The sequence below is a fragment of the Microbacterium testaceum StLB037 genome (assembly GCF_008763945.1).
GTDB classification, from domain to species: domain Bacteria; phylum Actinomycetota; class Actinomycetes; order Actinomycetales; family Microbacteriaceae; genus Microbacterium; species Microbacterium testaceum_G.
The window spans coordinates 1,085,936-1,111,253 of sequence record NZ_VTQH01000001.1 but is presented as its reverse complement, the minus strand read 5'-3'; the positions used below and the strand labels follow the sequence as shown (position 1 = coordinate 1,111,253).

Below are 25,318 nucleotides of genomic sequence, written 5' to 3'. Positions count from 1 at the left end.
GGCTGCAGCGGGTAGGCCCGAGCGTAGGCACGGCGCGTTTCGGCGATGTTGCCGCCATGAACATTCGGCGAAACACGCGGTTCCTACACTCCGGTCATGACCCTGCTGCCCCTGATCGATGCCTGCCCCAAGCGGATGGAGTACGGCCCCTGCGGCGGGGTCGGCTTCGACGGGTCGTGCGAGATCGACGCGACGCACCGCTGCGCGTTCCTGAACCGACCGACCGTGCCGTGGACGGGGGTCGACCGTGCGGCGGTTCCGGCGCCGGCGCCGCGGACGGCCGCGGCAGCGCAGACGCTCGCGGCCCTCGACACCCGGCCGTGGGTGGTGGCGGACCTGCCCGCTCGCGCCCTCAGCGTCTCGTCGATCGACACGTGCGCGGAGATCCTGGCGGGAGAAGTGGATGCCGTCCTCGCCGGCGACGCGGGAAGCGCGCGAGTCCAGTTCCCTCCCGCCTACCGTGCGCATCTGCTGCAGCGGCGGGGGCTGCGTGTGTGGACCGGCCTCAACATGCGCGACCGCAACCGGGTCGCGATCGAGGGGGAGCTCGCCGCTCTCGCGGTCGAGGGGGTGGCGGGCGTGCACTGCGTCACCGGGGATCACACGCGCACCGGTCACCGCCCCGACGCGGCTCCCGTCTTCGACCTGGACTCCACCGAGGCGACGGCGCTCGCTCGCGCGGCGGGGCACGTCGTCTCGGTCGCCGCCTCACCCGCGGCACCGCCGGTCGACCGCCGCGCCGCGCGCCTGCGCGAGAAGGTGCGGGCCGGGGCGGACGTCTGCTTCGTGAACCACGCCGGGGGTGCGGAGCCCGTCCGGCGTTTCGTCGAGGAGGCGGGAGGCGGCGTCCGGTTCATCCCGTGCGTCCCCGTCGTCGTCGACCACGCCTCGGCCGACCTGCTCGAATCGTTCACGACTCTGGTGCTGCCGGAGGGGTTCCTCGAGCGCGTGCGCGGGGCCCGAGACCCACGGGCCGAGGGGATCGCCCTCGCCGTCGCTCTCGCCGAGCAGATGCTTGCGCTGCCCGGCGTCGTCGGCGTGAACCTGTCGGGCGGGCGCGACGGCGCCGAGGAGTCCTACGCCGAGGCACTCGCCGAGGTGTCTCGGCGGCTCCGGTGACTGTCTGGCCGTGGGCCTCGAGCGGGCCGTGCTCGTGGGATTCCGCCGCTCGGGTGTCTCGGCGCGCCGAGTCCCCGCGGGCCGAGCCGGCGCCGCCGACGGTTCGCAGGAGCTTCGCGCGCCCCGGGCGGATCACCGCCCGCCTCAGTGCATGATCATCCCGCCGGTGACGTTGATCGCCTGACCGGTGAGATACCCGCCCGCGGGCGACGCGAGGAAGTGCGTCACCCCCGCCACATCTTCCGGCGCGCCGAGCCGCCCCAGCGGCGACTTCGCGCTCCACGCCCGCACGTCGTCGTCGGATCGGGTGTCGGCGCCCATGTCGGTGAGCACGTACCCCGGACACACGGCGTTCACGCGCACTCCGTGGCATCCCCACTCCTGCGCTCCGGCCCGCGTGAGCGCGACGACCGCGGCCTTCGACGCGGCGTAGTGCCCCTCGCCACCGCCGCCCTGCTTGGCGGCCATGCTCGCGATGTTGACGATCGAGCCCGCCCGCGCCTCGAGCATGACCGGAGCGACGGCCTGCATCGTCACGAGCGTCGCGCGCGCGTTGATGTCGAGCACGAGATCCCAGTCGTCGACCGTGATGTCGAGCAGCGAGACGTGCTGGAACACCCCCGCGCAGTTCACGAGCACGTCGATCCCGCCGAGCGCCTCGATCGCCTCCCCGGCCGCGCGGCGGGTGTCGAGGGGATCGCGCAGGTCGACGGAGAAGAAGAGGGATGCCGCGTCCTCGGCGGGAGCGCGACGATCGAGCACCGCGACCCGGGCGCCGTCCGCCGAGAACCGCTCGACGATCGCGGCACCGATGCCGCCCGATCCTCCCGTGACGATCACACGCTGCGACATGGTGCTCCTCCCGCGGGCGTCGGGTCGCCCTCGGCCGCACGGTACGCCCGGCGGGTGCACCCGCGCGAGACGTGCGTGTTTCCGCGGCGTAACGCTTCCGCGGTCGCGCCGGGTCGTCGGCATCCGGAGTCTTACGCTCGGCACATCACCCGCCCTGAGCCCCAGGAGAGACGTGCCCGTTCACCCCGCCATCACCGACCCCGCCGTGCGCGCGCACCTCGAGAGACTCGCGGCCCAGGCCGGCACGATCCCCTCGGGAGCGACGGATGCCGAGGGCGACGACGCCGCGCGGATCGCCGAGCTCCGCGCGAATCCGTCGTGGGTGCGCCTGCCCGACGACGACGCTCTCGAGTCGATCGACCTCGATGACGACGGCCTCGCCCTGCGCCTGTACCGCCCGCGCGCGGGGCACTGCGGAACCCTGGTCTTCGCCCACGGCGGCGGATGGGTCGCCGGGAACCTCGACAACAACGACGCCCTGTGCCGCGCCCTCGCCCTCGCGACCGGAACCCAGGTGCTCAGCGCCGACTACCGTCTCGCGCCCGAGCACCCGTTCCCGGCGGGTCTCGACGACCTCGACCAGGCGCTGCGTTTCGCTGCGACCGGGGCGGGCGGGCTCGTCGACCCGGCCCGCCTCGGCGTCGCCGGCCACAGCGCGGGCGGCAACCTCGCCGCGGCGCTCGCGCTGCGCGTGCGGGAGGGCCGGGGTCCCGGCATCCGGTGTCAGGTGCTGTTGTGCCCCGTGCTCGACGCTCCCGACCCGACCCGGCCGAGCTACCTCGCGCATACCGAGAACCTGCCGCTGACCGCGCGCGGCATGCAGTGGTACTGGGGGCTGTACGTTCGGGATGCCGCGGGCCCGGTGCCCGTCGGAGCCGCGCCGCTGCGCGCCGCCGACCTCGCCGGTTCCGCGCCGGCGGTGATCGTGGCGGCCGAGGTCGACCCGCTGTCCGACGAGGCGGAGGAGTACGCCGACCGGCTGGAGGCGTCGGGTGTCTCGGTCGACTTCGTGCGGCGCGCGGGGGTGCCGCACCTGTTCCTAGTGTTTCCTTCAACGCCCGCTCGCGACGAGGTGCTCGCGCGGGTCGCACCGGCGGTCAGGGCGGCGTTCGCGTGAGTGCCTGACCTCGTCCCCCTTTCGGCGGGGTCGTGTCCCACTTCGTGCGGCCTGCGGCCTGTCCAGGCCGCCACTCTGGGGACATCGGTGCGCCCCGGCAACCCCGCAAACAACCCGCCACCGGCCCGGAACACCGCGGAAACACGCCATTATTACCGTCATCAACATGTCGCTCCTGGTCACGAACGCACGTCTCATCACGGTCCCCGCGGGCACCGACGACCCCGGCTACATCGAGCGCGGCTACATGCTCGTCGAGGGCGGGCGCATCACCGCGATCGGCGCCGGCGACCCCGCGCCGGGCACGACGGCCGACGAGATCCTCGACGTCGACGGCAAGTTCGTAGCTCCCGGGTTCGTCTCGAGCCACAGCCATCTCTTCACGAGCGGCTCGCGCGGACTCGGCGTCGACCAGACGCTCTACGGCTGGTGCACCTCGATGTTCAGCGTGCTCAACAACGCCTCGCCCGACCAGATCTACTGGGCGACGCTGCACGGCTCGCTCGACTTCCTCGCCAACGGTGTGACGACGGCCTACAACTTCACCGACCCGCTCCTGCCCTGGGAGCCGATGGTCGAGGGCAAGCGCGCCGACGGGGGCGGCATCCTGCGCGATCATGCCTGGCACACCCGACAGGCCGACGGATGCCACGACGCGGGGCTCCGCTTCGTCGACTCGATCGCCCTCGATGCCACCGTCGGCACCGACGACGAGATCTTCGCGCGCTTCGAGGCGTCGCTCGACCACGTGCTCGCGATGGATCCCGACATCGCCCTCGGTGCCTCGATCATGGGCCAGGTGCAGTGGTCGACGCGGCCCGACGCCGCCGAGATCGAGGTCGCCGTCATGGACCGCTTCGGCGTGACCAACCAGGCGCACTTCCTCGAGACCTACGAGGCGATCGAGCACCAGCAGACCAAGTTCCAGCTGTACAAGAACGCCGGCGCGCTGCGCCCGGGCATGATGTTCGGGCACTTCATCCAGACGACGCCCGAGATCATCGCGGATGCCGCTGCCGGCGGCGCATCCATGTCGTGGCAGCCCGCGTCGAACGGGCGTCTCGCGTCGGGTATCGCCCACGTGCCCGAGATGCTCGAGCAGGGCATGAAGGTCGGCATGGGCCTCGACGACCAGGCCTGCACCGACGTCGCCGACCCGTGGCAGAACATGCGCATGGGCATGTTCATGCAGCGCGCCCGCACCCACGACCCGCTGTCGATGATGCCCGAGCGCGTGCTGCGCCTGCACACCCTCGGCGGAGCCGAGATCATGGGTGTCGACGACCGCGTCGGCAGCCTCGAGGTGGGAAAGTTCGCCGACTTCGTGGTGGTCGACCCGCGGCTGCCCGACGTCGGACCGCTGTGGAACCCCGTCCGCAGCTACGTGCTCGCCTGCGGCCTGCGCAACCTGCAGCAGGTCTACGTCGGCGGAAAGCTCGTCAACGACCGCGGCGTCTCCACCAACCCGCTCGCGGTCGAGGCTTCGCGGGTGCTCCACGCGCAGCTGCCGGCCCTGGCCGAGGAGTTCGGCGTCATCCTCTGACCAGCTTCCCCTCGACGCCGCCGCCCGGGCGGTTGCGGCCCGTGCACAACCGCGGACGCGATGCCCGACACGCCGCGCCCCGACCGTGCCGAGTCAGCGTGTCGTTGCCGGCATCCGCCGTTGTGCACGCCCGCCGCTTCCCGCCGCTGACGGCCCCTTCCCTCGCGGTTCAGCCCTCGGCGCGGCGGGCGACCCGCAGCAGTGCCTCACCCGCCGCCGCGATCACCGCGGCGAGCGCCAGCGACACCGCGATCGTGGTCAGCGCGGCGGCCGGGCCCGTGGCATCCAGAGCCGCTCCGGCGATCACGCCGCCGATCGGAACGCCGAGCGACATGGCTGCGGTGGGGTAGGCGAGAGTTTCGGTCACGCGGCCCTCGGGCGCGCGGGCGGATGCCACGAGGATCCCTGACACCATCACCGGCGACACCGCGAGCCCGAGCAGCAGGATCACGGCGAACAGCACCGGCGCCGACCCCTGCGCGAACGGCAGGGCGAGGGCGACGGCGCACGCGAGCGCCGCGAACAGGATGTAGCGTGCGGCGGGCGACAGCCTCCACGTGCGCGCGCCCGTGATGACCGATCCGATCGCGATGGCCACGGCCAGCGCGCTGAAGGCCGGGCCCGCGAGCCACGGCCGCTCGCTGAGCTCGGCCCACCCGACCAGGCTGACGTCGAACGATCCGAAGACGCCCCCGAGCGCGATGCAGGCGATCGCGATCGGGATCACCCCCGCGGGCGGAAGCACCAGCCCGCGCCGGGGACCGGGCGGCGTGGGCGCGGGTTGCGTGCCCCGCTGCGTCGCGAGCCACACCCCGCCGATCACGCCGAGACCGAGCGAGCCGAGCATCCCCACGGCGGGGTCGATCGCGGCGGCCACCGCGGTGATGGCGGGCGGGCCCGAGATGAACACCATCTGGTCGGCGATCGTCTCGAGGGCCAGGGCGGCGGTCCGCTGCGACGGCGGGGCGAGCACCGTCCACCGCGCGCGAACGGCCGAGGTGAGATCGGGCGTCGCGGCCCCCGTGACGAACGCGGCCACGAGCCAGGTCCAGAACGGTGTCCCCGTGAGGACGAGGGCGAGGAACCCGGATGCCGCGAGCACCAGGCATCCGAGAGACGCGAGGATCACGCGGGCCTGGCCGTGGCGGTCCATGCGCGACGACCACACCGGCGCGGCGAGGGCCATACCCCCGACGAGGGGTGCGACGACGAGCCCGGCCGAGGCGAAGCTGCCGGTGACGGCCGAGACGAGCAGGATGATGCCCAGCGACAGCGTCGCACGGGGGAAGCGCGCGAGGATGCCCGCGGCCACGAAGCTGCGGGCTCCGGGCAGACGCAGCACCTGGCCGTAGGCCCGGACGCCCTGGCCGGTCTCGGCGGTGACGCTCACGCGCGCACCGCCGAGACCACGGCATCCGGAATCGAATCCGACCCGGGTGCGGCACAACTCCTGCACGACGGACCGACCGGGCCGATTGCCTCACGGAACGATCGCATGTGCAGGAGTTGCGCCCGATCCGAGCGACTCACGCGGTGTAGTCGAATCGGCTGATCTCCTCGAGCGCCTCGACGACGAACGACACGCTGTCCTCGAACAGCTCCGCACCGTGCGCGGCGTTCGCGCCGGTCGGGTCGCCGAGCACGCCCGTGGGGCCGAAGTCGTTCGACAGCCACCCGAAGGTCACCGGCTTGCCGTTGAACCCGATGTGCCGGAAGTCGCCGATGTGCGCGGGCACCGTGGCCTCGAATTTCGAGGCGTCGACGAGCTCGGGGCGCAGGTGCATGATCATGCTCGTCTCGCCGTGGCCGGCGTGAATGCCGGTGCCGTGCTCGTCGGGCCCGCCGTCGGTGCCGGTGAACGAGGGCACCCGCGCCGCGGGCATGAAGAAGGTGCGCAGGCCGAAGCGGCGGCGCAGCTCGCGGTTCGCGACGTTGAGCAGCGCGACGTTGCCCCCGTGGCCGTTGAGGAACACCAGGGTGCGGGCCCGGGTGGTCAGCAGCGACCGGCCGATGTCGACGATGGTCTGCATCATCGTCTCGGGCGTCAGCCACAGCGTTCCGGGCGCCCACGAGTGTTCGTCGGACTTCGTGATCGACAGCGTTGGCAGCTGCCAGACGTCGAGGCCCTGTGCGGCGGCCCGCGCGACCGCGGCGGTTGCGGAGGCCTCGGCCACGATGGCATCCGTCGCCAGGGGCAGGTGTGGTCCGTGGTGCTCGATCGCCCCCGTGGGGAGGACCACGATCGACCGGGAGGTGAGGGCCTCGGCGGCCGCGGGCCCGCTCAGCTCGGCCAGCAGACGGGTCATGAGATGATCGCTCCCTTGCGCGCTCCGGTGTAGTCGGGGTTGAGCTTGCCGGGGTTCAGCAGGCCGTTCGGGTCGGTGACGGCGGCAGTCTCGGCGGTCTGCTCGACGTTGAAGTCGACGTTCCACTGGTGCGGGTTGTGCACGCCGACACCGATCGCGTTGAGCTCGGCGATGCCGCGGTAGACGTCCTCCTCGCTCACGTAGGGGGCCGCCAGCATGCCGATCGGGAAGGCCTTCGTCGACTCGACGTGCAGCTTGCCACCGGCGAACACCGACTCGACGGCCTCGATGTCGTCGGCGAGCGGGGCGCCCGCGACCTCGAGGTGGAACACCTCGTGCGGCTGGCTCTTCTGGTACCACTCGATCGGGTGGTTGTAGCTGAGCATCGACAGGCGGATGCTCGCCTGCGGGCCCTCGCGCACGGCCTCGACACGGCCCCCGGCGCCCTCGATGATCGCGGTCACGGCGTCGATCTGCGCGGCATCCAGAATCACCCGAAGGCTCGAACGCCCCTCGGGGATCGCCTCGTCGGAGGGGAGGGATGCCGAGATCTCGGGCCCGTCGCCCGACACCAGCCGCGGCGAGGGGTCGAGGTTGCCGATCGTCTGCACGACCGAGAGGGTGCCGGCGAAGTCGGGGAAGCTCGCCCACAACCCCCGCCACTCGCGCAGGGGTTCGAGGCGGACGGTCGCGCGCACGATCACGCCCGCGGTGCCGTAGTTGTGCACGTATTTCTGGGCCTCGTCGCCCTCGACGTGGTGGATCTCGGCGCTGCCGTCGGCGTGCACGACGTCGAGGGCGGCGACGAAGCCGCGGTCGTTCGAGCCGTGCTCGATCGATCCGGTGCCGCCGGAGCCGCCGGACAGGAACCCGCCGATCGTCGACTGGGCGGTGGAGGGGTACATCCACAGCGCCTGACCGCTCGCCCACGCGGCCTGTTCGAGAAGCACCATCGGGGTGCCGGCCTCGGCGGTGATGAAGCCGTCGCCGACCTCGACGATGGCCTTGGCGCGTGTGGTGTCGATGACCAGGCCGCCCTGCATCGGGATGCCCTGGCCGTAGTTGCCGGTGCCCTTGCCGCGCACGGTGATGGGGACACCGTGACGGGATGCCGCGGCGACGGCCGTGGCGATCTGCTCGGCGTCGGCGGCGAAGACGACGAGGTCGGCGAGACCGAGCGGAAGCTTCGCGGCGATGATCGGCGACATCGGCGAGCCGTCGACGCTGGCGCGTTCGCGGACGCGGGGTTCGGTGCTCACGGCCGCGGGGCCGAGCAGGTCGAGCAGTTCGTCCTCGAGGGAGAGGACGCGGGTGGCGGTGTCGCTCATGGGGTGTCTCCGGGTGGAACGGTGGGGCGGATGCCGGCGGCGCGGCGCGGTCGGTGGGTCTCTGGGACCCGGGTCGGGGGTGGGTGAGGCTGTCGAAGCCACCGGGCGTGATGTGGGGTCGCGATCCCCTCGACGGGCGCGCCCCTCGACGGGCTCAGGGACCTCGGGTCGGGGAGGCCGCTCACGGCGACCGCCGACCAGCGGCCCGGCCCGCACGAGGCGGACCGGGCCGGAGGATCAGAACGAGATGCTCTTGTCGATGAACTCGTTCGTGTAGAGGTCGCCGACGGTGTAGCCGGATGCCGGCGGGGTGCCGAGGTCGGTGTAGACCTTGCTCGCCTTGGTGAAGAAGTCCTCGAAGCGGCCGTCGTCGAAGTTGCCGTAGGTGGAGTCGGTGCCGTTGCCGACCAGGCCCAGCTCCTTCTGCGTCTTCACAGAGTAGTCGGCCACGCCCTGCGTGTAGGTCCAACCGGTGGCGTACTCGTCGACGAGCTTGAGGATGAGGTCGTTCGCGGCGGACGGGTCCTTGTAGTACGCGACACCGGCCTTCTGCAGCACGGGGACCAGCTTCGACAGGCACGGGGTCAGCTCGTCGAACTTGTCGGCCTTGACCGACACCGACGACTGGTAGGTCTGCCAGCCGGCGTCGTGGATCAGCGCGAACTTGACGGGCTTGCCCCAGGCCGAGACCTCGTTCTGGTACACGTACGGCTCGGCCGACGCGAAGCCCTGCTGCATGTCCTTGCCGCCCGCGGCGACGAAGTTCGACGGGGTGCCGTCGTACGACCCGTCGAGCACGTCCGACGAGGCGAGGCCGGCGCTCTTGAGGTACTCGATGTAGGCCGATCCGTCGAAGTAGCGCCACACGCCCTTGTTCTTCTCGAGCGCGGGCTTGACGTCCTGGATGGTCTTGACGTCGGGGTAGGTCGCCGGGTCCCACATGACCATCGTCGGGCTGATGTCGAGCGGGGCGAAGACGGCCTTGGTGGGGGTGGTGCTCGAGAGCTGGATCGCCTCGTCGGTGCTGACGTACCCGAGGGTGATCGCGTCGTCCTGGTACATCTGGGCCGACACCGTCTGGAAGCCGATCGCGGGTCCGCCGGCGCGGATCTCGAGGTTGACGCCGGTGTACTCGCCGTCCGACATGAGCGGGCCGGTGACCGCCTTGGTGTTGGCGTCGATGGTGTAGTCGTCCTTGATCATCTCGTAGAGGTGACCGTGCTCGGCCTCGGGGTTCCAGTCCGTCTGGATGACGACCGTCGAGGGGCAGTCGGCCGAGAGATCGACGGAGCCGATCTTCAGGTCGGCCGAGGGGGCGGTCTCCGCGGCGCTGCCGGCGCAGGAGCTGAGCGTGAGGGCGATCGCGACGGCGCCGGTGACGGCGGTGCCGCGAAGAAGGGTGGAGCGCTGCATGCTGGTTCGCTTTCTGTGACGGGTGGAGCTCTCGGGTGCGGGTTTTCGGGTACGCCGGATGCCGCCCCCGCGCGTTCGCGCCGGGGAAGCCGTGGCATCCGGAGGTCGGGGAGGTCTGGTCAGAGGGTGCTGTCGTACCAGCGGCCCACGGCCACCTTCGACAGCCAGCCGAAGAAGGCGAAGATCGCCACGCCCAGCAGGCAGGCCGCGAGGATCGCCGCGAACAGCTCGGCGCTCTGCAGTCGCGACTGGTAGTTGGCGATGAGCGAGCCAATGCCCGGCTCACCGCGGCGGAAGAAGTAGTCGCCGACGATCGCGCCGATGACCGAGAGCCCGGCCGAGGTGCGCATGCCGACGAAGATCGAGGGGAGGGCGGCGGGCAGGGTGAGCTTGGTCAGCACCGTCCACTTGTCGGCCTTCTGCAGGCGGAAGAGCTCGCGCTGCGACTTGTCGACCGACTGCAGACCGAACAGCGTGTTCGACACCATCGGGAACAGCGAGATCAGCACGCAGACGATCACGCGGGCGAGGAACTCGTAGCCGAACCAGAAGCCCACCAGGGGCACGAGCGCGAGGATCGGGATGCACTGCAGCACCACCGCGTAGGCGTAGGTGGAGCGCTCGACCCACCGGGCGAGCGACATGGCGATGGCCCAGCCGATTCCGATGACCATCGCGATCGCAAGGCCCGTGAGGGCGACGCCCGTGGTGCGGAATAGCGCGACCCAGATGTCGGCGCCCACCTGCGGGTTGAAGAAGCCCGAGGTGAACATCTCGTGCGGCATGGGCATGAGGAAGCCCTTGCCCGACGCGCTCAGCGTGATCGAGATCGCGTACCAGATGCCCAGCAGCACGACCAGGACGCCGAGGGGCGGGCCGATGAGGGCGGCCCGCGAACCGAAGCCGCGTCGGGTCTTGGTCGTTCGCGCGCGGGGTGTCTCGACGGGGGGAACGGATGCCGTGGGCTCGACCGTCTCGGAGACGACGGGCTCTGCGGAGGTGGTGCTCATGAGTGTCCTTCCCGGAGGGCGTGGGAGACCTCGCCGACGAGCTTCGCGAATTCGCCGGTGTAGCGGATCTCGGGGTCGCGGGGCATGTCGAAGGGGACCTCGAAGGTGTCGACGAGGTGGCCGGGGCGACCCGACATCACGACGACCTTGGTGGAGAGGTAGACGGCCTCGGAGACCGAGTGGGTGATGAACAGGCCGCCGAACTTCTGGGCGACGAAGATCTTCAGCAGCTCGTCGTTCAGGCGTTCGCGGGTGATCTCGTCGAGAGCGCCGAACGGCTCGTCGAACAGGAACAGTTCGGGGTCGAGCGTGAGCGAGCGGGCGAGCGAGGTGCGCATCTTCATGCCGCCCGACATCTGCTTGGGCAGGTGCTTCTCGAAGCCGTTCAGGCCGACCAGGTCGATCGCCCACTGCGCCTTGGGCCCGCGCACGCGCTTGGGCTGCCAGTTGAGCTCGGCGAGCAGTTCGACGTTGGAGCGCACATCGCGCCAGGGCAGCAGGGTGGCGTCCTGGAAGACGTAGCCGATGCGGTCGGTCCCGACGTGGGCGGTGCCTTCGCTCGCGGTCTCGAGACCCGAGGCGATACGCAGAAGGGTCGATTTGCCGCAGCCCGAGGGGCCGACGACGCTGACGAATTCGCCGCGTTCGACGGTGAGGTCGACGCCGGAGAGGGCGGTGGTGCCGTTGGGGAACGTCATGGCGACGTTCCGGAAGTCCAGCAGAGGGGCGGTGGATGCCGCGACGTCTGCGGGAGCGGGAGAGGCCAAGGTCACGGGGGCGCTCGCTTTCCGTTCGGGTGGTCAGGAGGCCGTCGCGGGCGCGGCGGTCGGGGTGGGGACGGCGGTGAGGGTGGTGACGGTGGTTCGGCTGACGAGCCGGCCGCGGTGCAGGACCACGCGGTCGGCGCTGGCAAAGGCCACGGCGTCGCCGAGCGAGTCGGCTCTCACCGCGACGAGGTCGGCACGGGCTCCGGCGACCGGGCCCGCGAACGGCAGGCCCATCACGTCGCGGGCGCCGACGGTGACGGCGTCCACGGCGTCCGCGGGGGCGAGGTGGCCCGCGCTGACGAGGAGCGATGCGGTCTCGAGGTGGTCGCAGCGGCCCACGGGGTTGAAGGGGTCGCGCACGTTGTCGGCTCCGGCGGCGACGCGCACGCCCGCGGCCCGGAGGCGCCCGATCGGCGCGATCCCGCGCGGCACGCCGTGGTCGGCCTCCCACCCCTGCAGGTACAGGTTGGTGATGGGCAGGGCGATCACGCCGATGTCGGCCGCGCGCACCTCGTCGGCGAGAGCGAGGAGGTCGGTCGTCGGCATCATGCTCAGGCGCACGCAGTGCCCGGCGGTGCGCGGACGGTGCCAGCCGGTGACGGCGCGGGCGTAGGCCGAGAGGGTGTCGGCTCCCGCGAGGCTCTCGTCCGTGTGCAGGTCGAGACCCACGTCGCGGCGCCGGGCGAGGGCGACGAGCCGCTCGAGGTCGGCGATCGGGTCGTCCGCGAGGTGGGGTGCGCCTCCCACCAGGTCGACTCCCGCGACCAGGGCCGCCTCGAAGACGGCATCCGGGATCGTCGGCCCGCCGAGCGCCACGAGCTCGAGGTCCATGAGGCCTTCGAGCTCCGCGCGCAGGCGGACGAGCGCGCGCACTCCGGTCAGTGCGTCCTCGCCGCGGAGGAGGTCGACGTGAGTCCGGACGGAAGTGATCCCGGATGCCAGCATCCGCAGCGCCGTGGAGCGCGCGCGCCGCAGCGTGTCGTCCTCGTCGAGGGTCGTCGCGAACGCGTGCCAGCTCTCGATCGCGCGCTCGAGGTCGCCGAACGGGGGATCGATGGCATCCCACGACTGGGACTTGTCGAGGTGCGCGTGCGGCTCGGCACCGGCGGCGGTGACCAGGTAGCCGTCGAGGTCGAGGACCTCGCCATCGGTGTCGGGGAGGGGGCTGCCGGTCGGCACCACCGCGAGCACCTCGTCGCCGTCGATCGCGATGTCGACGACCGCGCCGGAGGCGAGGCGCACACCGCGCAGAGCGGCGATGGAGACGGGTGGAGCGGCAGACACGAGGGCCTCCGGAGGGTCGAGAAGACAGGCGTCGAGACGGGAGCCACAGCAGCGGGGCGAGCCGCTCGAGGCGGCTGCGTCAGTGTTGGTGTGACCAACATCCGGCGATGTTCCGATGCTAGGAACCACGCGTTTCCGCTGTATTTCCCCCGCGTGACCCTCTCGACAAAGTTGTCGGACAGGCGGCGGCATCCGTCGTGTCGGGTGCAACGAGAACAGGGGATGCCACGAGGACAGGCCGAATTCCGCTCGATCGGCCTGTCCTCGTCGCCTCTCCTGTTCTCGTCGCCGTCGCCGTCGCCGTCGCCGTCGCCGCGTCGCGAGCCCACCCGCGGGGATGACAGGATCGTTCGGGCGCCGAACGCCCCCACCCCCGGAAGATCGCCGTGCACGTCACCCCCGCCCCGCCCCGCGCTGCCCGCACGCCGGTGCTGCTGGGGACGCAGCTGATGTTCAACGTCGGCTTCTTCGCCGTCGTCCCGTTCCTCGCGCTCGTGCTGACGGACGACTTCGGGCTGGCGTCCGCGGCGGTGGGGCTGATCCTGGGAGTGCGCACCTTCGCCCAGCAGGGCATGTTCCTCGTCGGCGGGGTGCTCGCCGACCGCTTCGGCGCGCGACGGACGATCCTCACCGGGTGCGCCGTGCGCGTGCTGGGCTTCGGCACCCTCGCCCTGTCGCTGCTCACCCCTTCTCCGCAGATCGCCCTCTTCATCGCGGGAACCGTGCTGACGGGCCTCGGCGGCGCCCTCTTCTCCCCGGGGGTCAACATCCTCGTGGCGGATGCCGAGCAGCGCCGCGCCCCGGCGGGTGCGAGATCCCGCGCCTCGCTGTTCGCGTGGCTGAGCGTCGCGGGCGAGTTCGGTGCGGTGCTCGGCCCGCTGCTGGGCGCGGCTCTGCTGGGATGGGGTTTCGTGGTGGTGGCCCTGGCCGGGGCCGCCCTCTTCGTGCTGATTGCGGTGTTCCTCGCGATCGCCCTGCCGCGTCGGACGCCCTCCGCGACCGAGCGGGGGATCCACGGGCGCTGGTGGTCGCTCCGCGACCGTCGCTTCGTCGCGTTCTCGGGGCTGCACGCGGCCGACCTGCTGGCGTTCAACCAGCTCTACCTGGCCCTGCCGCTCCAGCTTGCGCGCCTCGACGCCGGGCCCGCGGTGGTCGCGGCGATGTTCGCGTGGGCCTCGGCCCTCACGCTCGTCCTGCAGCTGCCGGTGTCGCGCTGGTGCCACCGCGTGGGCCCGGCTCGAGCCCTGCGCGCCGGCTATGCGCTCTCGGCTGCGGGCTTCGCCGTCGTCGCCGCGAGCGCCGTCCTTCCCCTCGACCGCACCGGACATGTCGTCGGCGTGTTCGCCGCCGCGGGTCTGGTCATCGTCGGGCACCTCACGACCAACCCCACCGCGCAGGGGCTCGTCCCGCGATTCGCCGGGGCGCGTCCCACCGGGTCGTTCTTCGGTCTGCTCTCGACGTGCGGGGGGATCGCCGTGCTCGTCGGGAACGTCGTCGTCGGCACCCTGCTCGGCTGGGCCGCCGCCCCCTTCGCGGCGTGGGTGCTGCTCGCTGCTCCGCTCGTGGCCGCTGCCGTCTGGGCTCCCCCGGTCGCGGCTTCCGCGGGACGCGCTGACGTCGGAGCGGCTACAGCTCCAGCGTGATCCGCGCACACGCCGCGCGCGAGACGCACGGCATCATCGAGCGGTTGGCATCCTGCTCCTCGGGGGAGAGCACCGAATCGCGGTGCTCGATGTCGCCGTCGATCACGGAGACCTCGCACGTGCCGCACGTACCCACGCGGCAGCTCGAGGGGACGACGATCCCCTGCTCCTCGATGACGTCGAGCACCGATCGCTCGGGCGGAACCGTGACCGTCAGCCCCGACATCATCAGGTCGACCTCGAACGGCTCGGTCCACACCGGCGGGCCGAGCACCTTGGCTTCGAACCGCTCGACGTGAAGGCTTCCGCGCGGCCAGACCGACATCGTGGCATCCAGGGCCTCGAGAAGGCGGGCGGGGCCGCACGCGTACACGACCGTACGCGCCACGGGGGTGCCGAGGCGGGCGGACAGGTCGAGTCGCCGGCCCTCGTCGGCCGCGAACACCTCGACGCGAGAGCCGTACTGCTCCTCGAGCTCGCTGACGAAGGCCATCGTCGTGCGCGAGCGCCCGACGTAGAGCAGGGTCCACTCGGACCCGGCCGCCGCGGCCGCCTCGATCATCGGCACGATCGGGGTGATGCCGATTCCGCCCGCGACGAAGACGTACGACCGGCCCGCGGTGGGCGCGAAGAGGAAGTGGTTGGCGGGGCCGCGTACGCGCAGGGCCGTCCCGACGCGGGCGTTCTCGTGCAGCCAGACCGATCCCTCGCGCTCGCGCAGGACGCCGATGCGCCACGTGCCGCGTTCGCTCGGCGAGCCGCACAGCGAGTACTGCCGTTCGATCCCGCCGGGCAGCACGACGTCGATGTGCGCTCCCGGAGACCAGTGGGGCAGCGTCCCCGTGGTGCGCTCGAGGTCGAGCACCACGACGCCGTCCGCGGCCTCGCGCCGCTCGCGTACGACGGCTTCGAACGTGACTCCTGCGCTCACGTGTCCTCCTGTTCGATCGCGTCGTCGGCGGCGCCGCCGTGTACGAGCTCTTTCACGATGAGCAACCGGTAGGTCGAGCCGTCGGGTGAGTGCCACCGGTGCGGCGTGCCCGACCGGCAGTACACCGAGTCGCCGACGCGCAGGGTGCGCTCGCCGAAGCCGCCGAACGAGATGACGATCGACCCCTCGAGAACGGTGAGGAACTCGTCTTCGTCGTGCACGTAGTGGTCGCCGGGCTCGGCGTTCGACCCGGTGAATTCGAGCGGCTCGAACCGCCGCGGCCCCTCGGCGAGCAGTCGGGCGGTGCCCTCGGCGTACGGCCCGATGACCCCCTCGTCGGCGGCGACGAACGACGGTTCGGCGTCGTGGTCGGCGCGCGGCGGCTCCGATCCGGCGAGCAGCTCGACGCGGCTCGTCCCCAGCGCCCGTGCGAGGCGCTCGAGGCTCGCCATGCTCGGCCGGGCGAGCCCGCGCTCCAGCTGGCTGAGGAACGGATGCGACAGGGTCGCGGCCTCGGCGAGCTGGGTGAGGGTCAACCCGCGCGCTTTGCGCAGGCCGCGCAGGTGAGCGCCGAGGCGTTCGTCGCTGCTGGGGGTATCCATCACGGGAGCCATGGTGGTCATCGTTTCACCCTCTCGAGGAGTCGGGCGACGACCTCGCGCTCGTCGGCACGCACCAGTCGCCCCTCGTCGACGACGACGCGTCCGGCGACCACGACGGTCCGGGGCCGCCGCCCGGGCGAGGCCCAGAGCAGTCCCGCCATCGGGTCCGCCACGCCGGCGTCGGCGACGCCCGAGACGTCCCAGAGGCACAGGTCCCCGGCCGATCCGGGGGTGAGCCGGCCGAGCTCGGGCCGCCCCAGTCCATCGGCCGATCCGGCGGTCGCCATGCCCAGCACCTCGGATGCCGGCAGCTGAGGCCCGACCAGAGCCGACACCTGCAGGGCCAGGCGCGCGTCCGCGAGCAGGTGGCCCGCGTCGTTGCTGCCCCCGCCGCTCGTCCCGAGGCCGACGGCGACCCCGGCGTCGAGCAATCGGCGCACCGGCGCCACGCCCCAGCCCATGGGCACGTCGCATCCGGGGGCGTGGGTGGCGGAGACCCCGGATGCCGCGACCCGGGCGATCTCGTCATCGGACACGTCGCACAGGTGGGCGAGGGTGACGTCGGGGGCGAGCCAGCCCCACTCCTCGAGCAGGTCGAGGGGGCGTCTTCCATAGCGGTCGAGGGCGATCTCGACGTCGACGACCTCGTTGGCCTGCGTGCGGCGGCGCAGCCCGTGGCGACGAGCGACCTCGCCGAGCAGCTCGAACGTCTCCCGCGAGTCGCTGTGCACCCCGGCAGGGCCCACGGCGATCTGCAGCATCCCGTCGGGCGAGACGCCTCCCGGCGCGCTCGGCACGAGGGCACCGACGATGGCCTCCGCCGAGGAGGCCGCGGTCTGCGGGTCGTCGCGCGCCGCCCCGCGCACGAACACCAGGCGGGCACCGAGGTCGCCTGCCGCGGAGGCGGCGGCCCGGGCCATCCCGACCGTGTCGGCCCCGACCGGCCAGGTCAGGTGGTGGTCGGCGACGGTCGTCACCCCGCACAGCAGCGCCTCGGCCAGACCCGCGCGGGCGGCGAGGCCGGTCAGCTCGGGGTCGACCCCCGCCTCGGCGTAGGCCGCGGCCATCGCCGGTAGCCAGTCGCGCATCGGGATGCCGCGCGTGCCCGGAAGCGTGCGGAACGCCGTCTGCAGCAGGTGGTGGTGGGCGTTGACCAGTCCGGGCGTGACGACGCAGCCGGTGGCGTCGATGATCTCGGCATCCGTCGTATCAGCCGTCGGTGTCACAATCCCGTCGACGATCGTGACGTCGCCCGACCGCACGCGCCCGGAGTCCTCGACGACGGCGACGGCCCCGCGGACGACGACGACGCTCACGCGCTCCTCACCGCGCAGAAGCCGGCGCCGCCCGCCATCGCGTGCAGGTGGGGACCGGCGGCCTCGCGCAACGGTCGGGCGTCGGCGCCGTTTCGGGATGCCACGATCTCGGCGATCACCGACAGGGCCGTCTCTTCCGGGGAGCGTCCGCCGAGGTCGAGGCCGAGAGGGGAATGCAGGCGCGAGAGCTCGGCATCCGTCACTCCGGCGGCACGGAGCAGTGCCGCTCGGCGCGAGACGGTGGCGCGGGCCCCCATGGCCCCGACGAAACCCACGGGCAGGCGCAGGGCCGCGCGGATCGCCGGCACGTCGAGGCGCTCGTCGTGGGTGAGGACGCACACGGCCGTGCGCGCGTCGGGGGCGGGAAGCGTCGCCAGGAAGTCGTGGGGCGCGGCGACGACGAGGTCGGTCGCGTCGGGGAAGCGCTCGCGGGTCACCAGGAGCGCCCAGTCGTCGCACACGGTCACCGCGAAGCCTGCGGCCGCGCCCAGTCGGCACAGCGCCGCCGCGTGCTCGCCCGCGCCGAGGATGATCAGGTGCGGGGGAGCGGCGCGATGCATCACGAGCGGTTCGTCACCGCCGAGGTCGAGGCTCAGCGTCGCGTCTCGGCCGTTCCGGGCTGCCTCGAGAGCGGGGCGATGGGCGTCTTCGACCCGGTAGGCGACGACGTCGACGGCCCCTCCGCACGCGAGTCCCGCCGCGATCGGGGTGATGGCGTCGTCGTCGCCGAAGCCGAAGCGCGCTCGGCGCACGGTCCCGGTGCGCAGCGCGTCGAGACCGAGCATGACCGCGTCGCTTTCGACGCAGCCGCCCGAGATCGATCCGATCACCCGCGCGTCTCTCGTGACGGCCAGCGTCGCGCCTACGCCTCGCGGTGCGCTGCGCACGACCGCGGTGACCGTGACGGCCGCCACGGGCACGCCCGCGTCGAGCAGCGGCACCAGGTCGGCGGCCAGTTCGAGCATGGGTGCGACCGTAATCGGGGCGTGTTTCGCGCACGCTACGCTGTCGTGACCATGCCCGCAGCGCCCGTCGGAACCGTGTCGGGCCTCGTGCTGGCCGCGGGCGCCGGGCGACGTTTCGGTGGGCCCAAGGCCCTCGCCCGCACTCCCGCCGGAACCCCGTGGGTCGCGCTCGCCGCGCGGGCGCTGCGCGAGGGCGGATGCCACGATGTCACGGTCGTGCTCGGCGCCGAGGCCGACGCGGCGGCGGTTCTCGTCCCCGCCGGTGTCTCGATCGTGCGAGCCGCGGACTGGGCCTCGGGTGTCGCGGCGTCGTTGCGCGCGGGGCTGGCTGCCGTGGCATCCGGTCCCGCTCTTTCCGTCGTGGTGCTGCCCGTCGACACCCCCGAGGTTCCGCCCGCGGCCGTTGCGCGGGTCGTGCGCCGCTTCGGCGCGGACGCCCTCGTGCAGGCGACGTACGACGGGGCCCCCGGCCACCCGGTGCTTCTCGGGCGCGACCATTGGGGTCCGTTGGCTGCCGCGATCCGGGGCGACATCGGCGCGCGCCCGTACCTCATCGCGCAAGAGGCCCAGCTCGTCGAGTGCGGCGATCTGTGGTCGGGCGCCGATCGCGACGAGCGCTGACGGCGGGCCTTCGCGGCGCGGGATCACGGTCCGATCACGGGCTGGATGAATTTTGACGCGGCTATAGACAAAACCCCCTCCGATGGATATTTTTTCGGAGCCGTCATAATTCGACGGACCAGAGTGCCGGGAACGAAGACGTACCCGATCCGACGCCGGGGAGGGCGCGGGTACGGATCGAAGGGTCCCTGCTGTTCAGAGAGGAACGCAGATCACATGCTGAAGAAAATCCTGACCGGTGCGGCCATCGCCGCACTCGCCGTGGGTCTCGGGGCGTGCAGCTCCACCCGTCCGGCGGACGGCGGAGGGGACGCCGCGGGCGGCGGATCGACCGAGTGCAACGTCGGCATCGCGATGCCCACCCGCAGCCTCGAGCGCTGGATCAACGACGGCGAGCAGCTGCAGAAGAAGCTCCAGGATGCCGGGTGCACCGTCGACCTGCAGTACGCCGACAACAAGACCGACCAGCAGATCAGCCAGATCCAGAACCAGATCTCAGGTGGCGCGAAGATCCTCGTCATCGCCGCGATCGACGGCTCGACCCTCGGCCCCGTTCTGCAGGAGGCCAAGGCGCAGAACGCCAAGGTCATCGCGTACGACCGCCTCATCAACGGCAGCGAGAACGTCGACTACTACGCCACGTTCGACAACTACAAGGTCGGCACCCTGCAGGGCCAGTACATCGAGGCGCAGCTGGGCCTCAAGGACGGCAAGGGCCCCTACAACCTCGAGCCCTTCGCCGGCAGCCCCGACGACAACAACGCGAAGTTCTTCTTCGCCGGGGCGTGGGACGTGCTCAAGCCCTACGTCGACAGCGGAAAGCTGGTCGTTCCCAGCGGCAAGTCGCCCGCGAGCGACGACGCCTGGGCGTCGATCGGCATCCAGGGCTGGGCCTCCGACAAGGCGCAGTCCGAGATGGACAACCGCCTCTCGTCGTTCTACGGCGACGGCAAGAAGGTCAACGTGGTGCTCTCGCCCAACGACAGCCTCGCCATCGGTATCGAGGCGTCGCTGAAGTCGGCCGGCTACACCCCCGGCGCCGACTACCCGATCATCACCGGTCAGGACGCCGACAAGGCCAACGTCAAGGCGATCCTCGACGGCGCGCAGGCGATGACGGTCTGGAAGGACACCCGTGCCCTCGGTGACCGCGTCTTCACGATGATCCAGGAGATCAAGGACGGCAAGGAGGTCGAGGTCAACGACACCAAGACCTACGACAACGGCAAGAAGGTCGTCCCGTCCTACCTGCTGACCCCCGAGGTCGTCACGAAGGACGACGTGCAGTCGAAGCTCATCGACTCCGGCTTCCTGAAGGCGTCCGACGTCGGACTCTGATCCACCGGCGGCGGGGCGGGTTCGCCCGCCCCGCCGCTCCCGTGCCGCCCTGGGCGGCGGAGCCGAGATGCCGCCCGAGGGCGGCGGAGTCGAAAGGCCGCCTGTGGGGCGGCGGAGGGACAGCACACACCATGACCGAACCGATCCTGCGCATGTCGGGGATCTCGAAGTCGTTCAACGGGGTTCCCGCGCTGGCAGACGTGTCGATCGACGTCTACCGCGGCGAGGTCCACGCGATCTGCGGCGAGAACGGCGCGGGCAAGTCGACGCTGATGAAGGTGCTCAGCGGCGTCTACCCCGCCGGCAGCTTCGAGGGCAGCATCACCCTCGAGGGCGAGCAGATGGCGTTCCGCTCGATCAACGACAGCGAGGCCGCCGGCATCGTCATCATCCACCAGGAGCTGGCGCTCAGCCCGTACCTCTCGATCGCCGAGAACATCTTCCTCGGCAACGAGAAGTCGCGCCGCGGCGTCATCGACTGGAACGCCACGAACACCGCGGCGGCCGAGCTGCTCAAGCGCGTGGGCCTGCGCGAGAACCCCGCGACGAAGATCTTCGAGCTCGGCGTCGGCAAGCAGCAGCTCGTCGAGATCGCCAAGGCGCTCGCGAAAGAGGTGAAGCTCCTCATCCTCGACGAGCCCACCGCCGCGCTGAACGACGACGACTCCGCCCACCTGCTCGATCTCATCGACCAGCTGCGGACGCAGGGCATCACCTGCATCATCATCAGCCACAAGCTCAAAGAGGTGCTGCGCATCTCCGACCGCATCACGATCATCCGCGACGGTCGCACGATCGAGACGATGCACCGCTCCGACGCCGACACCGACGAGGGCCGCATCATCCGCGCCATGGTCGGCCGCGACCTGAACAGCCTCTTCCCGCCGCGCGAACCCGACATCGGCGACGAGTTGTTCCGCGTCGAGAACTGGACCGTTCACCACCCCGTCGACACCGAGCGCGTGGTCATCGACGACGCCTCCTTCATGGTGCGCGCCGGCGAGATCGTCGGTTTCGCCGGCCTCATGGGCGCCGGTCGCACCGAGCTCGCGATGAGCATCTTCGGGCGCATGTACGGCACGGGCATCTCGGGCGAGGTCTACAAGAACGGTCAGCAGATCGACGTCCGCACGGTCGACGCCGCGATCAAGCACGGCATCGCCTACGCCACCGAGGACCGCAAGAAGTACGGCCTCAACCTCATCGGCGACATCCAGGTCAACGTCTCGGCATCCGCTCTCGCCCGGCTCGCCCGCCTCGGGGTGGTCGACCGGTACCGCGAGTACAAGGTCGCCGATTCGTACCGCTACAAGATGAACATCAAGGCCCCCAGCGTCGCCGCGATCACGGGGCGTCTCTCCGGCGGCAACCAGCAGAAGGTCGTGCTGTCGAAGTGGATGTTCACCGGACCCGACGTGTTGATCCTCGACGAGCCCACCCGGGGCATCGACGTCGGGGCGAAGTACGAGATCTACGGGATCATCAACGAACTCGCGGCCCAGGGTAAGGCCGTCATCGTCATCTCGTCGGAGCTGCCCGAGGTCATCGGCCTCTCCGACCGCATCTACACGATCTCCGAGGGGCGCATCACGGCCGAGGTCAGCCGCGACGACGCCACGCAGGAGAACCTCATGCGGCACATGACCGCCGGAAGGAACTGACAGCAATGGCCACCGCATCCACCCAGACGGTCGAGGCGCCGACCCAGCCGGGGCCGCGACGTCGCGGCATCCTGTCGCGTATCAACTTCCGTCAGTTCGGCATCCTCGCCGCCCTGGTCATCATCATCGTGCTGTTCCAGGTGCTCACCGGCGGCCGCCTGCTGATGCCCGGAAACGTCAACAACCTCATCCAGCAGAACGCCTACGTGCTGATCCTCGCGATCGGCATGGTCATGGTCATCATCGCCGGCCACATCGACCTATCGGTCGGCTCGGTCGTGGCGATGGTCGGCGCGATCGCGGCGATCGCGATGAATCAATGGGGTCTGCCCTGGTTCGTCGCCGTCCTGCTCTCGCTCGTCGTCGGCGCCGTCGTCGGCGCGTGGCAGGGCTTCTGGGTCGCCTTCGTGGGCATCCCCGCGTTCATCGTCACCCTGGCCGGCATGCTGCTGTTCCGCGGGCTCACGCTCGTGCTGCTCACCGGCGGCACCATCAGCGGTCTGCCCGAGGGGTTCACCGCGATCGGCGCCGGCTGGTTGCCGCCGTTCCTCGGATACCTCGGCAACTGGGACGCCCTGACCCTCGCCCTCGGCGCCGTCGCGAGCGTCCTGCTCGTCGTGCAGCAGCTGCGCACCCGCGCGACGCTGCGCCGCCTCGAGCTGCCGCGCGAGGTCGTCTGGTCGTTCTGGGCGAAGAACGTCGTCGCCGTGATCGCCATCATGGCCACCGCCTTCACGATCGCCGCCTACAACGGCACCCCGATCGTGCTGATCATCCTGGCCGTGCTGGTGCTGGCGTACACGTTCGTGCTCAACCGCACGACCTTCGGTCGCCACATCTACGCCATGGGCGGCAACCTCTTCGCCGCCGTCATGAGCGGCGTGAAGACGAAGTGGGTCAACTTCTTCATCTTCGTCAACATGGGCGCCCTCGCCGGTCTCGCCGCCGTCGTCAGCACGGCGCGCGCCGGTGGTGCGGTGGCCTCGGCCGGCCAGAACTACGAGCTGGATGCCATCGCGGCGGTGTTCATCGGTGGCGCGGCCGTCCAGGGCGGCATCGGTACCGTCGTCGGCGCGGTCGTCGGTGGTCTGGTCATGGGCGTGCTGAACATGGGACTGTCGATCCTGAGCGTCGATGCCGCGTGGCAGATGGCGATCAAAGGCATCGTGCTGCTGCTGGCCGTCGCGTTCGACATCTTCAACAAGCGACGCAACGGCGGTGCGTGACCGGATGGGGAGCCTGGCCCCGCGGCCGGCTCCCCATCCCGGCCGCTCCGGCCGTCGTCCCCTTCGCGTCGCCGTGCGTCGCACGCGTGAGGATCCCGATCCCCTCGATGGGATGATGGGGGAGGTGCGCCTCTCATGACCCCTGCAGTGTTCGAGCCCGCAACCCCGCTCGCGCCGCCGGCTGGCCGTACGACGAACGACCTGATCCGTCAGCAGAACCTCTCGTCCGTCCTGTCGCTTCTTCACTCCCGGGGAGCGCTCTCACGCGCCCAATTGGGCGCGACGACGGGCCTGAACCGCTCCACCGTCACCGGTCTCGTGATGGAGCTGACCGAGCTCGGCCTCGTCCGCGAGGCCCCGAGCGGGGAGCGCACCGGCAAGGTCGGCCGCCCCACCCTCGACCTCGAGCCCGAAGACCACGTCGCCGCCCTGAGCGTCCGCGCCGAACCGCACGCGGTGACCGTGGCCCTCGTCGGACTCGGCGGGGTGGTGCACGCCCGACTCCGGCACGACACCGCGAGCGCCCCCGCACCCAAGCGCTTCGTGCAGATCGTCGCCTCGTCGGTCGAGGCGATGCGTGCCGACATCGACCGCCACTACCGGGTGGTCGGAGCGGGCCTCGCGGTCCCCGGACTCGTCAACGCCAACGGGTCGGTCCTGGTCTCGCCCACCCTCGGATGGAAGCGCGACCCGGTCTCGGCCCGCCTGAGCGATGAGCTCGGGATGCCGGTGGCCGCCGGCAACGACGCCAGCATCGGCGCCCTCGCGGAGTCGCGGTTCGGCGTGGGCGTGGGTGTGGGCAACCTGCTGTATCTCGGTGGCGCGATGCACAGCATCGGCGGCGGGCTGATCATCGACGGCACGCTGCTGCGCGGTACGTCCGGCTACGCCGGTGAGCTCGGCCACACCGTCGTCGATCCCCGCGGGCGCGCGTGCGTGTGCGGACGCCGCGGGTGCCTCGAGGCCGAGGTCAGCCTCGACATCCTCGAACCGCTCCTCGGGCGCCGCAAACTCGACGAGGACGAACTCGACGTCGAGCTCGGCGTCGCCCGCAACCCGCGGGTCATGACCGAGGTGACCCGCCAGGTCGAGATGCTCTCGCTCGCCCTGACGAACTTCGTCAACGCCTTCGCCCCCGAGACCGTGGTGCTCTCGGGCTATCTCGGTGCCCTGCTGTCGGTGAGTCGCGAACGCCTCGCCGACGCCGTGCGCGTGCACCCGCTGGGCGCCGAGGGGCGCACGATCCGCCTCGAGAGGGCGCATCTGCGCTCGCGCCTCATGCTCGTGGGCCCGGCCGAGCTCGCGTTCGCCGACCTGCTGGCGAACCCCGCCGGCTTCCGCGGCTGACCGCTGCTATCGGTCGTATCCCGCGCGTTCACCGCCGCGTCGCCCCCGCGGTCTAGCTTCTCGGGGTGCGCTCGACCCGACGGGCGCCGGGAGGTGTCCGTGGACCTCACGCAGGCCCCGCGTTGGCCCATCTGGCCGTGGGTGCTCGCGCTGCTCGCGGCGCTGACGGTCGTCGGCATCCTGTTCACTCAGGCGCAGGCGATCGCACGCGACGCCGAGCGGGCGCGTCCTGCGGTGCCGTGGCCCGTCTCCGCGGCACCCGCCTCGGTTGCGGTCACCTCGACCGCGACGGACGCCGGCGCCCCGGCCGCCCGCCCGTCGAACCCGGGAACGCCGACGACGGTTCCCGTCGACGCGCAGTGGAGTACCGCGGTGGCCGGGCGCACCGGCATCCCGGAACGCGCCCTCCGGGCCTACGCCTCGGCCGCCCTGACCGTTCAGCGAGAGCAGCCCGGGTGCGGGCTCGGGTGGAACACCCTCGCGGGACTCGGGGCGATCGAGTCGGCGCACGGGGCCCACTCGGGTGGGATGCTGGGGGCGGACGGGTACCCCGACCCGCCGATCCGCGGGATTGCGCTCGACGGGGCGGCGAGTGCGGCGATCCCCGACACCGACGGGGGCCGGTTCGACGGTGACGCTGCGTGGGATCGCGCGGTGGGCCCGCTGCAGTTCATCCCCGCGACGTGGGAGCGATGGGGCGCCGACGCGAACGGCGACGGGACCGCAGACCCGAACCAGATCGATGACGCCGCCTTCGCGGCGGCGAGGTACCTGTGCGCGTCGGGCGAGATGACCAGCGCCGCGGGCTGGCGTCGAGCCGTGTTCTCGTACAACCACCTCGACAGCTACGTCGACGACGTCGCCGCCGCGGCCAACGACTACGCGCGCCTCGCGGGCTGATCCCCGCCGACGCTTGGGGGAATCTCGGC

At 71.5% G+C, this 25,318-nt stretch carries 22 protein-coding genes; 10 read left to right on the top strand and 12 right to left on the bottom strand.

The window, feature by feature from the left end:
- Window positions 1–96: 96 nt before the first annotated feature.
- Window positions 97–1,119 (top strand): methylenetetrahydrofolate reductase C-terminal domain-containing protein, encoded by a 1,023-nt coding sequence (locus tag F9B98_RS05160; protein ID WP_150953779.1) that lies wholly within the window; start codon window positions 97–99, stop codon window positions 1,117–1,119.
- A 144-nt stretch (window positions 1,120–1,263) separates the two neighbouring features.
- Here F9B98_RS05160 and F9B98_RS05155 read toward each other — a convergent pair whose 3' ends face one another.
- Entirely contained in the window at window positions 1,264–1,971 is a 708-nt protein-coding gene (locus F9B98_RS05155; RefSeq protein WP_150953776.1) for an SDR family NAD(P)-dependent oxidoreductase, read from the bottom strand.
- Between the two features lie 172 nt (window positions 1,972–2,143).
- On the opposite strand from F9B98_RS05155, the gene F9B98_RS05150 reads away from it, so the two are divergent.
- Together F9B98_RS05150 and F9B98_RS05145 are read left to right on the top strand one after the other, a co-directional pair.
- Window positions 2,144–3,088, top strand: coding sequence for an alpha/beta hydrolase (locus F9B98_RS05150; protein WP_191966676.1), 945 nt, complete (start codon window positions 2,144–2,146; stop codon window positions 3,086–3,088).
- A 166-nt stretch (window positions 3,089–3,254) separates the two neighbouring features.
- The gene (locus F9B98_RS05145; protein WP_150953771.1) at window positions 3,255–4,631 is read left to right on the top strand and encodes an amidohydrolase family protein; all 1,377 of its coding nucleotides are present in this window, start codon (window positions 3,255–3,257) and stop codon (window positions 4,629–4,631) included.
- 169 nt (window positions 4,632–4,800) lie between these two features.
- Here the strand turns inward: F9B98_RS05145 and F9B98_RS05140 are convergent, their stop codons facing one another.
- The 7 genes from F9B98_RS05140 to F9B98_RS05110 all read right to left on the bottom strand — a co-directional run bounded on the left by F9B98_RS05140 (window position 4,801) and on the right by F9B98_RS05110 (window position 12,739).
- Window positions 4,801–6,021 carry an MFS transporter gene (locus tag F9B98_RS05140; RefSeq protein WP_191966675.1) on the bottom strand — a complete coding sequence of 407 codons (1,221 nt, stop codon included), beginning with the start codon at window positions 6,019–6,021 and terminating at the stop codon, window positions 4,801–4,803.
- Window positions 6,022–6,157: 136 nt separating this feature from the next.
- Window positions 6,158–6,937: a creatininase family protein gene (locus tag F9B98_RS05135; protein WP_150953765.1), complete on the bottom strand. Its 780-nt coding sequence runs from the start codon at window positions 6,935–6,937 to the stop codon at window positions 6,158–6,160.
- Window positions 6,934–8,265, bottom strand: coding sequence for an FAD-binding oxidoreductase (locus F9B98_RS05130; protein WP_150953762.1), 1,332 nt, complete (start codon window positions 8,263–8,265; stop codon window positions 6,934–6,936). The genes F9B98_RS05135 and F9B98_RS05130 overlap by 4 nt, the downstream gene beginning before the upstream one ends.
- A gap of 237 nt (window positions 8,266–8,502) precedes the next feature.
- Window positions 8,503–9,678 (bottom strand): ABC transporter substrate-binding protein, encoded by a 1,176-nt coding sequence (locus F9B98_RS05125; RefSeq protein ID WP_150953759.1) that lies wholly within the window; start codon window positions 9,676–9,678, stop codon window positions 8,503–8,505.
- Window positions 9,679–9,797: 119 nt separating this feature from the next.
- A complete protein-coding gene (locus tag F9B98_RS05120; RefSeq protein ID WP_150953755.1) occupies window positions 9,798–10,688 on the bottom strand; it encodes an ABC transporter permease in 891 nt (296 codons plus the stop codon).
- Entirely contained in the window at window positions 10,685–11,461 is a 777-nt protein-coding gene (locus tag F9B98_RS05115; RefSeq protein WP_225310227.1) for an ABC transporter ATP-binding protein, read from the bottom strand. The genes F9B98_RS05120 and F9B98_RS05115 overlap by 4 nt, the downstream gene beginning before the upstream one ends.
- Before the next feature lie 27 nt (window positions 11,462–11,488).
- Entirely contained in the window at window positions 11,489–12,739 is a 1,251-nt protein-coding gene (locus tag F9B98_RS05110; RefSeq protein WP_150953752.1) for an amidohydrolase family protein, read from the bottom strand.
- A gap of 386 nt (window positions 12,740–13,125) precedes the next feature.
- Here F9B98_RS05110 and F9B98_RS05105 point away from each other — a divergent pair, with 386 nt between their 5' ends.
- Window positions 13,126–14,382 (top strand): MFS transporter, encoded by a 1,257-nt coding sequence (locus F9B98_RS05105; RefSeq protein WP_150953749.1) that lies wholly within the window; start codon window positions 13,126–13,128, stop codon window positions 14,380–14,382.
- Here the strand turns inward: F9B98_RS05105 and F9B98_RS05100 are convergent.
- From F9B98_RS05100 to F9B98_RS05085, 4 genes are read right to left on the bottom strand one after another with little or no spacing between them, the layout of a single operon-like run.
- On the bottom strand, window positions 14,366–15,313 hold the full coding sequence (locus tag F9B98_RS05100; protein ID WP_150953746.1) for a PDR/VanB family oxidoreductase: 948 nt from the start codon (window positions 15,311–15,313) through the stop codon (window positions 14,366–14,368). The genes F9B98_RS05105 and F9B98_RS05100 overlap by 17 nt on opposite strands.
- Window positions 15,310–15,936, bottom strand: coding sequence for a helix-turn-helix domain-containing protein (locus F9B98_RS05095; RefSeq protein ID WP_150953742.1), 627 nt, complete (start codon window positions 15,934–15,936; stop codon window positions 15,310–15,312). Before F9B98_RS05095 ends, F9B98_RS05100 begins: the two co-directional genes overlap by 4 nt.
- Window positions 15,933–17,231: an amidohydrolase family protein gene (locus tag F9B98_RS05090; RefSeq protein WP_150953739.1), complete on the bottom strand. Its 1,299-nt coding sequence runs from the start codon at window positions 17,229–17,231 to the stop codon at window positions 15,933–15,935. Before F9B98_RS05090 ends, F9B98_RS05095 begins: the two co-directional genes overlap by 4 nt.
- Window positions 17,228–18,196: an XdhC family protein gene (locus F9B98_RS05085; protein ID WP_150953736.1), complete on the bottom strand. Its 969-nt coding sequence runs from the start codon at window positions 18,194–18,196 to the stop codon at window positions 17,228–17,230. Before F9B98_RS05085 ends, F9B98_RS05090 begins: the two co-directional genes overlap by 4 nt.
- A gap of 51 nt (window positions 18,197–18,247) precedes the next feature.
- On the opposite strand from F9B98_RS05085, the gene F9B98_RS05080 reads away from it, so the two are divergent.
- The 6 genes from F9B98_RS05080 (at window position 18,248) to F9B98_RS05055 (ending at window position 25,289) form a co-directional block, all read left to right on the top strand.
- On the top strand, window positions 18,248–18,817 hold the full coding sequence (locus F9B98_RS05080; RefSeq protein WP_150953731.1) for an NTP transferase domain-containing protein: 570 nt from the start codon (window positions 18,248–18,250) through the stop codon (window positions 18,815–18,817).
- A 216-nt stretch (window positions 18,818–19,033) separates the two neighbouring features.
- A complete protein-coding gene (chvE, locus tag F9B98_RS05075; protein ID WP_150953728.1) occupies window positions 19,034–20,155 on the top strand; it encodes a multiple monosaccharide ABC transporter substrate-binding protein in 1,122 nt (373 codons plus the stop codon).
- A gap of 131 nt (window positions 20,156–20,286) precedes the next feature.
- On the top strand, window positions 20,287–21,816 hold the full coding sequence (mmsA, locus tag F9B98_RS05070; RefSeq protein WP_056225647.1) for a multiple monosaccharide ABC transporter ATP-binding protein: 1,530 nt from the start codon (window positions 20,287–20,289) through the stop codon (window positions 21,814–21,816).
- Between the two features lie 5 nt (window positions 21,817–21,821).
- Complete coding sequence (gene mmsB, locus F9B98_RS05065) at window positions 21,822–23,042, top strand: multiple monosaccharide ABC transporter permease (protein ID WP_150953725.1); 1,221 nt, start codon at window positions 21,822–21,824, stop codon at window positions 23,040–23,042.
- 135 nt (window positions 23,043–23,177) lie between these two features.
- Window positions 23,178–24,389 (top strand): ROK family protein, encoded by a 1,212-nt coding sequence (locus F9B98_RS05060; RefSeq protein WP_150953722.1) that lies wholly within the window; start codon window positions 23,178–23,180, stop codon window positions 24,387–24,389.
- Between the two features lie 99 nt (window positions 24,390–24,488).
- A complete protein-coding gene (locus tag F9B98_RS05055; RefSeq protein ID WP_150953719.1) occupies window positions 24,489–25,289 on the top strand; it encodes a lytic transglycosylase domain-containing protein in 801 nt (266 codons plus the stop codon).
- The last annotated feature ends 29 nt before the right edge of the window (window positions 25,290–25,318 follow it).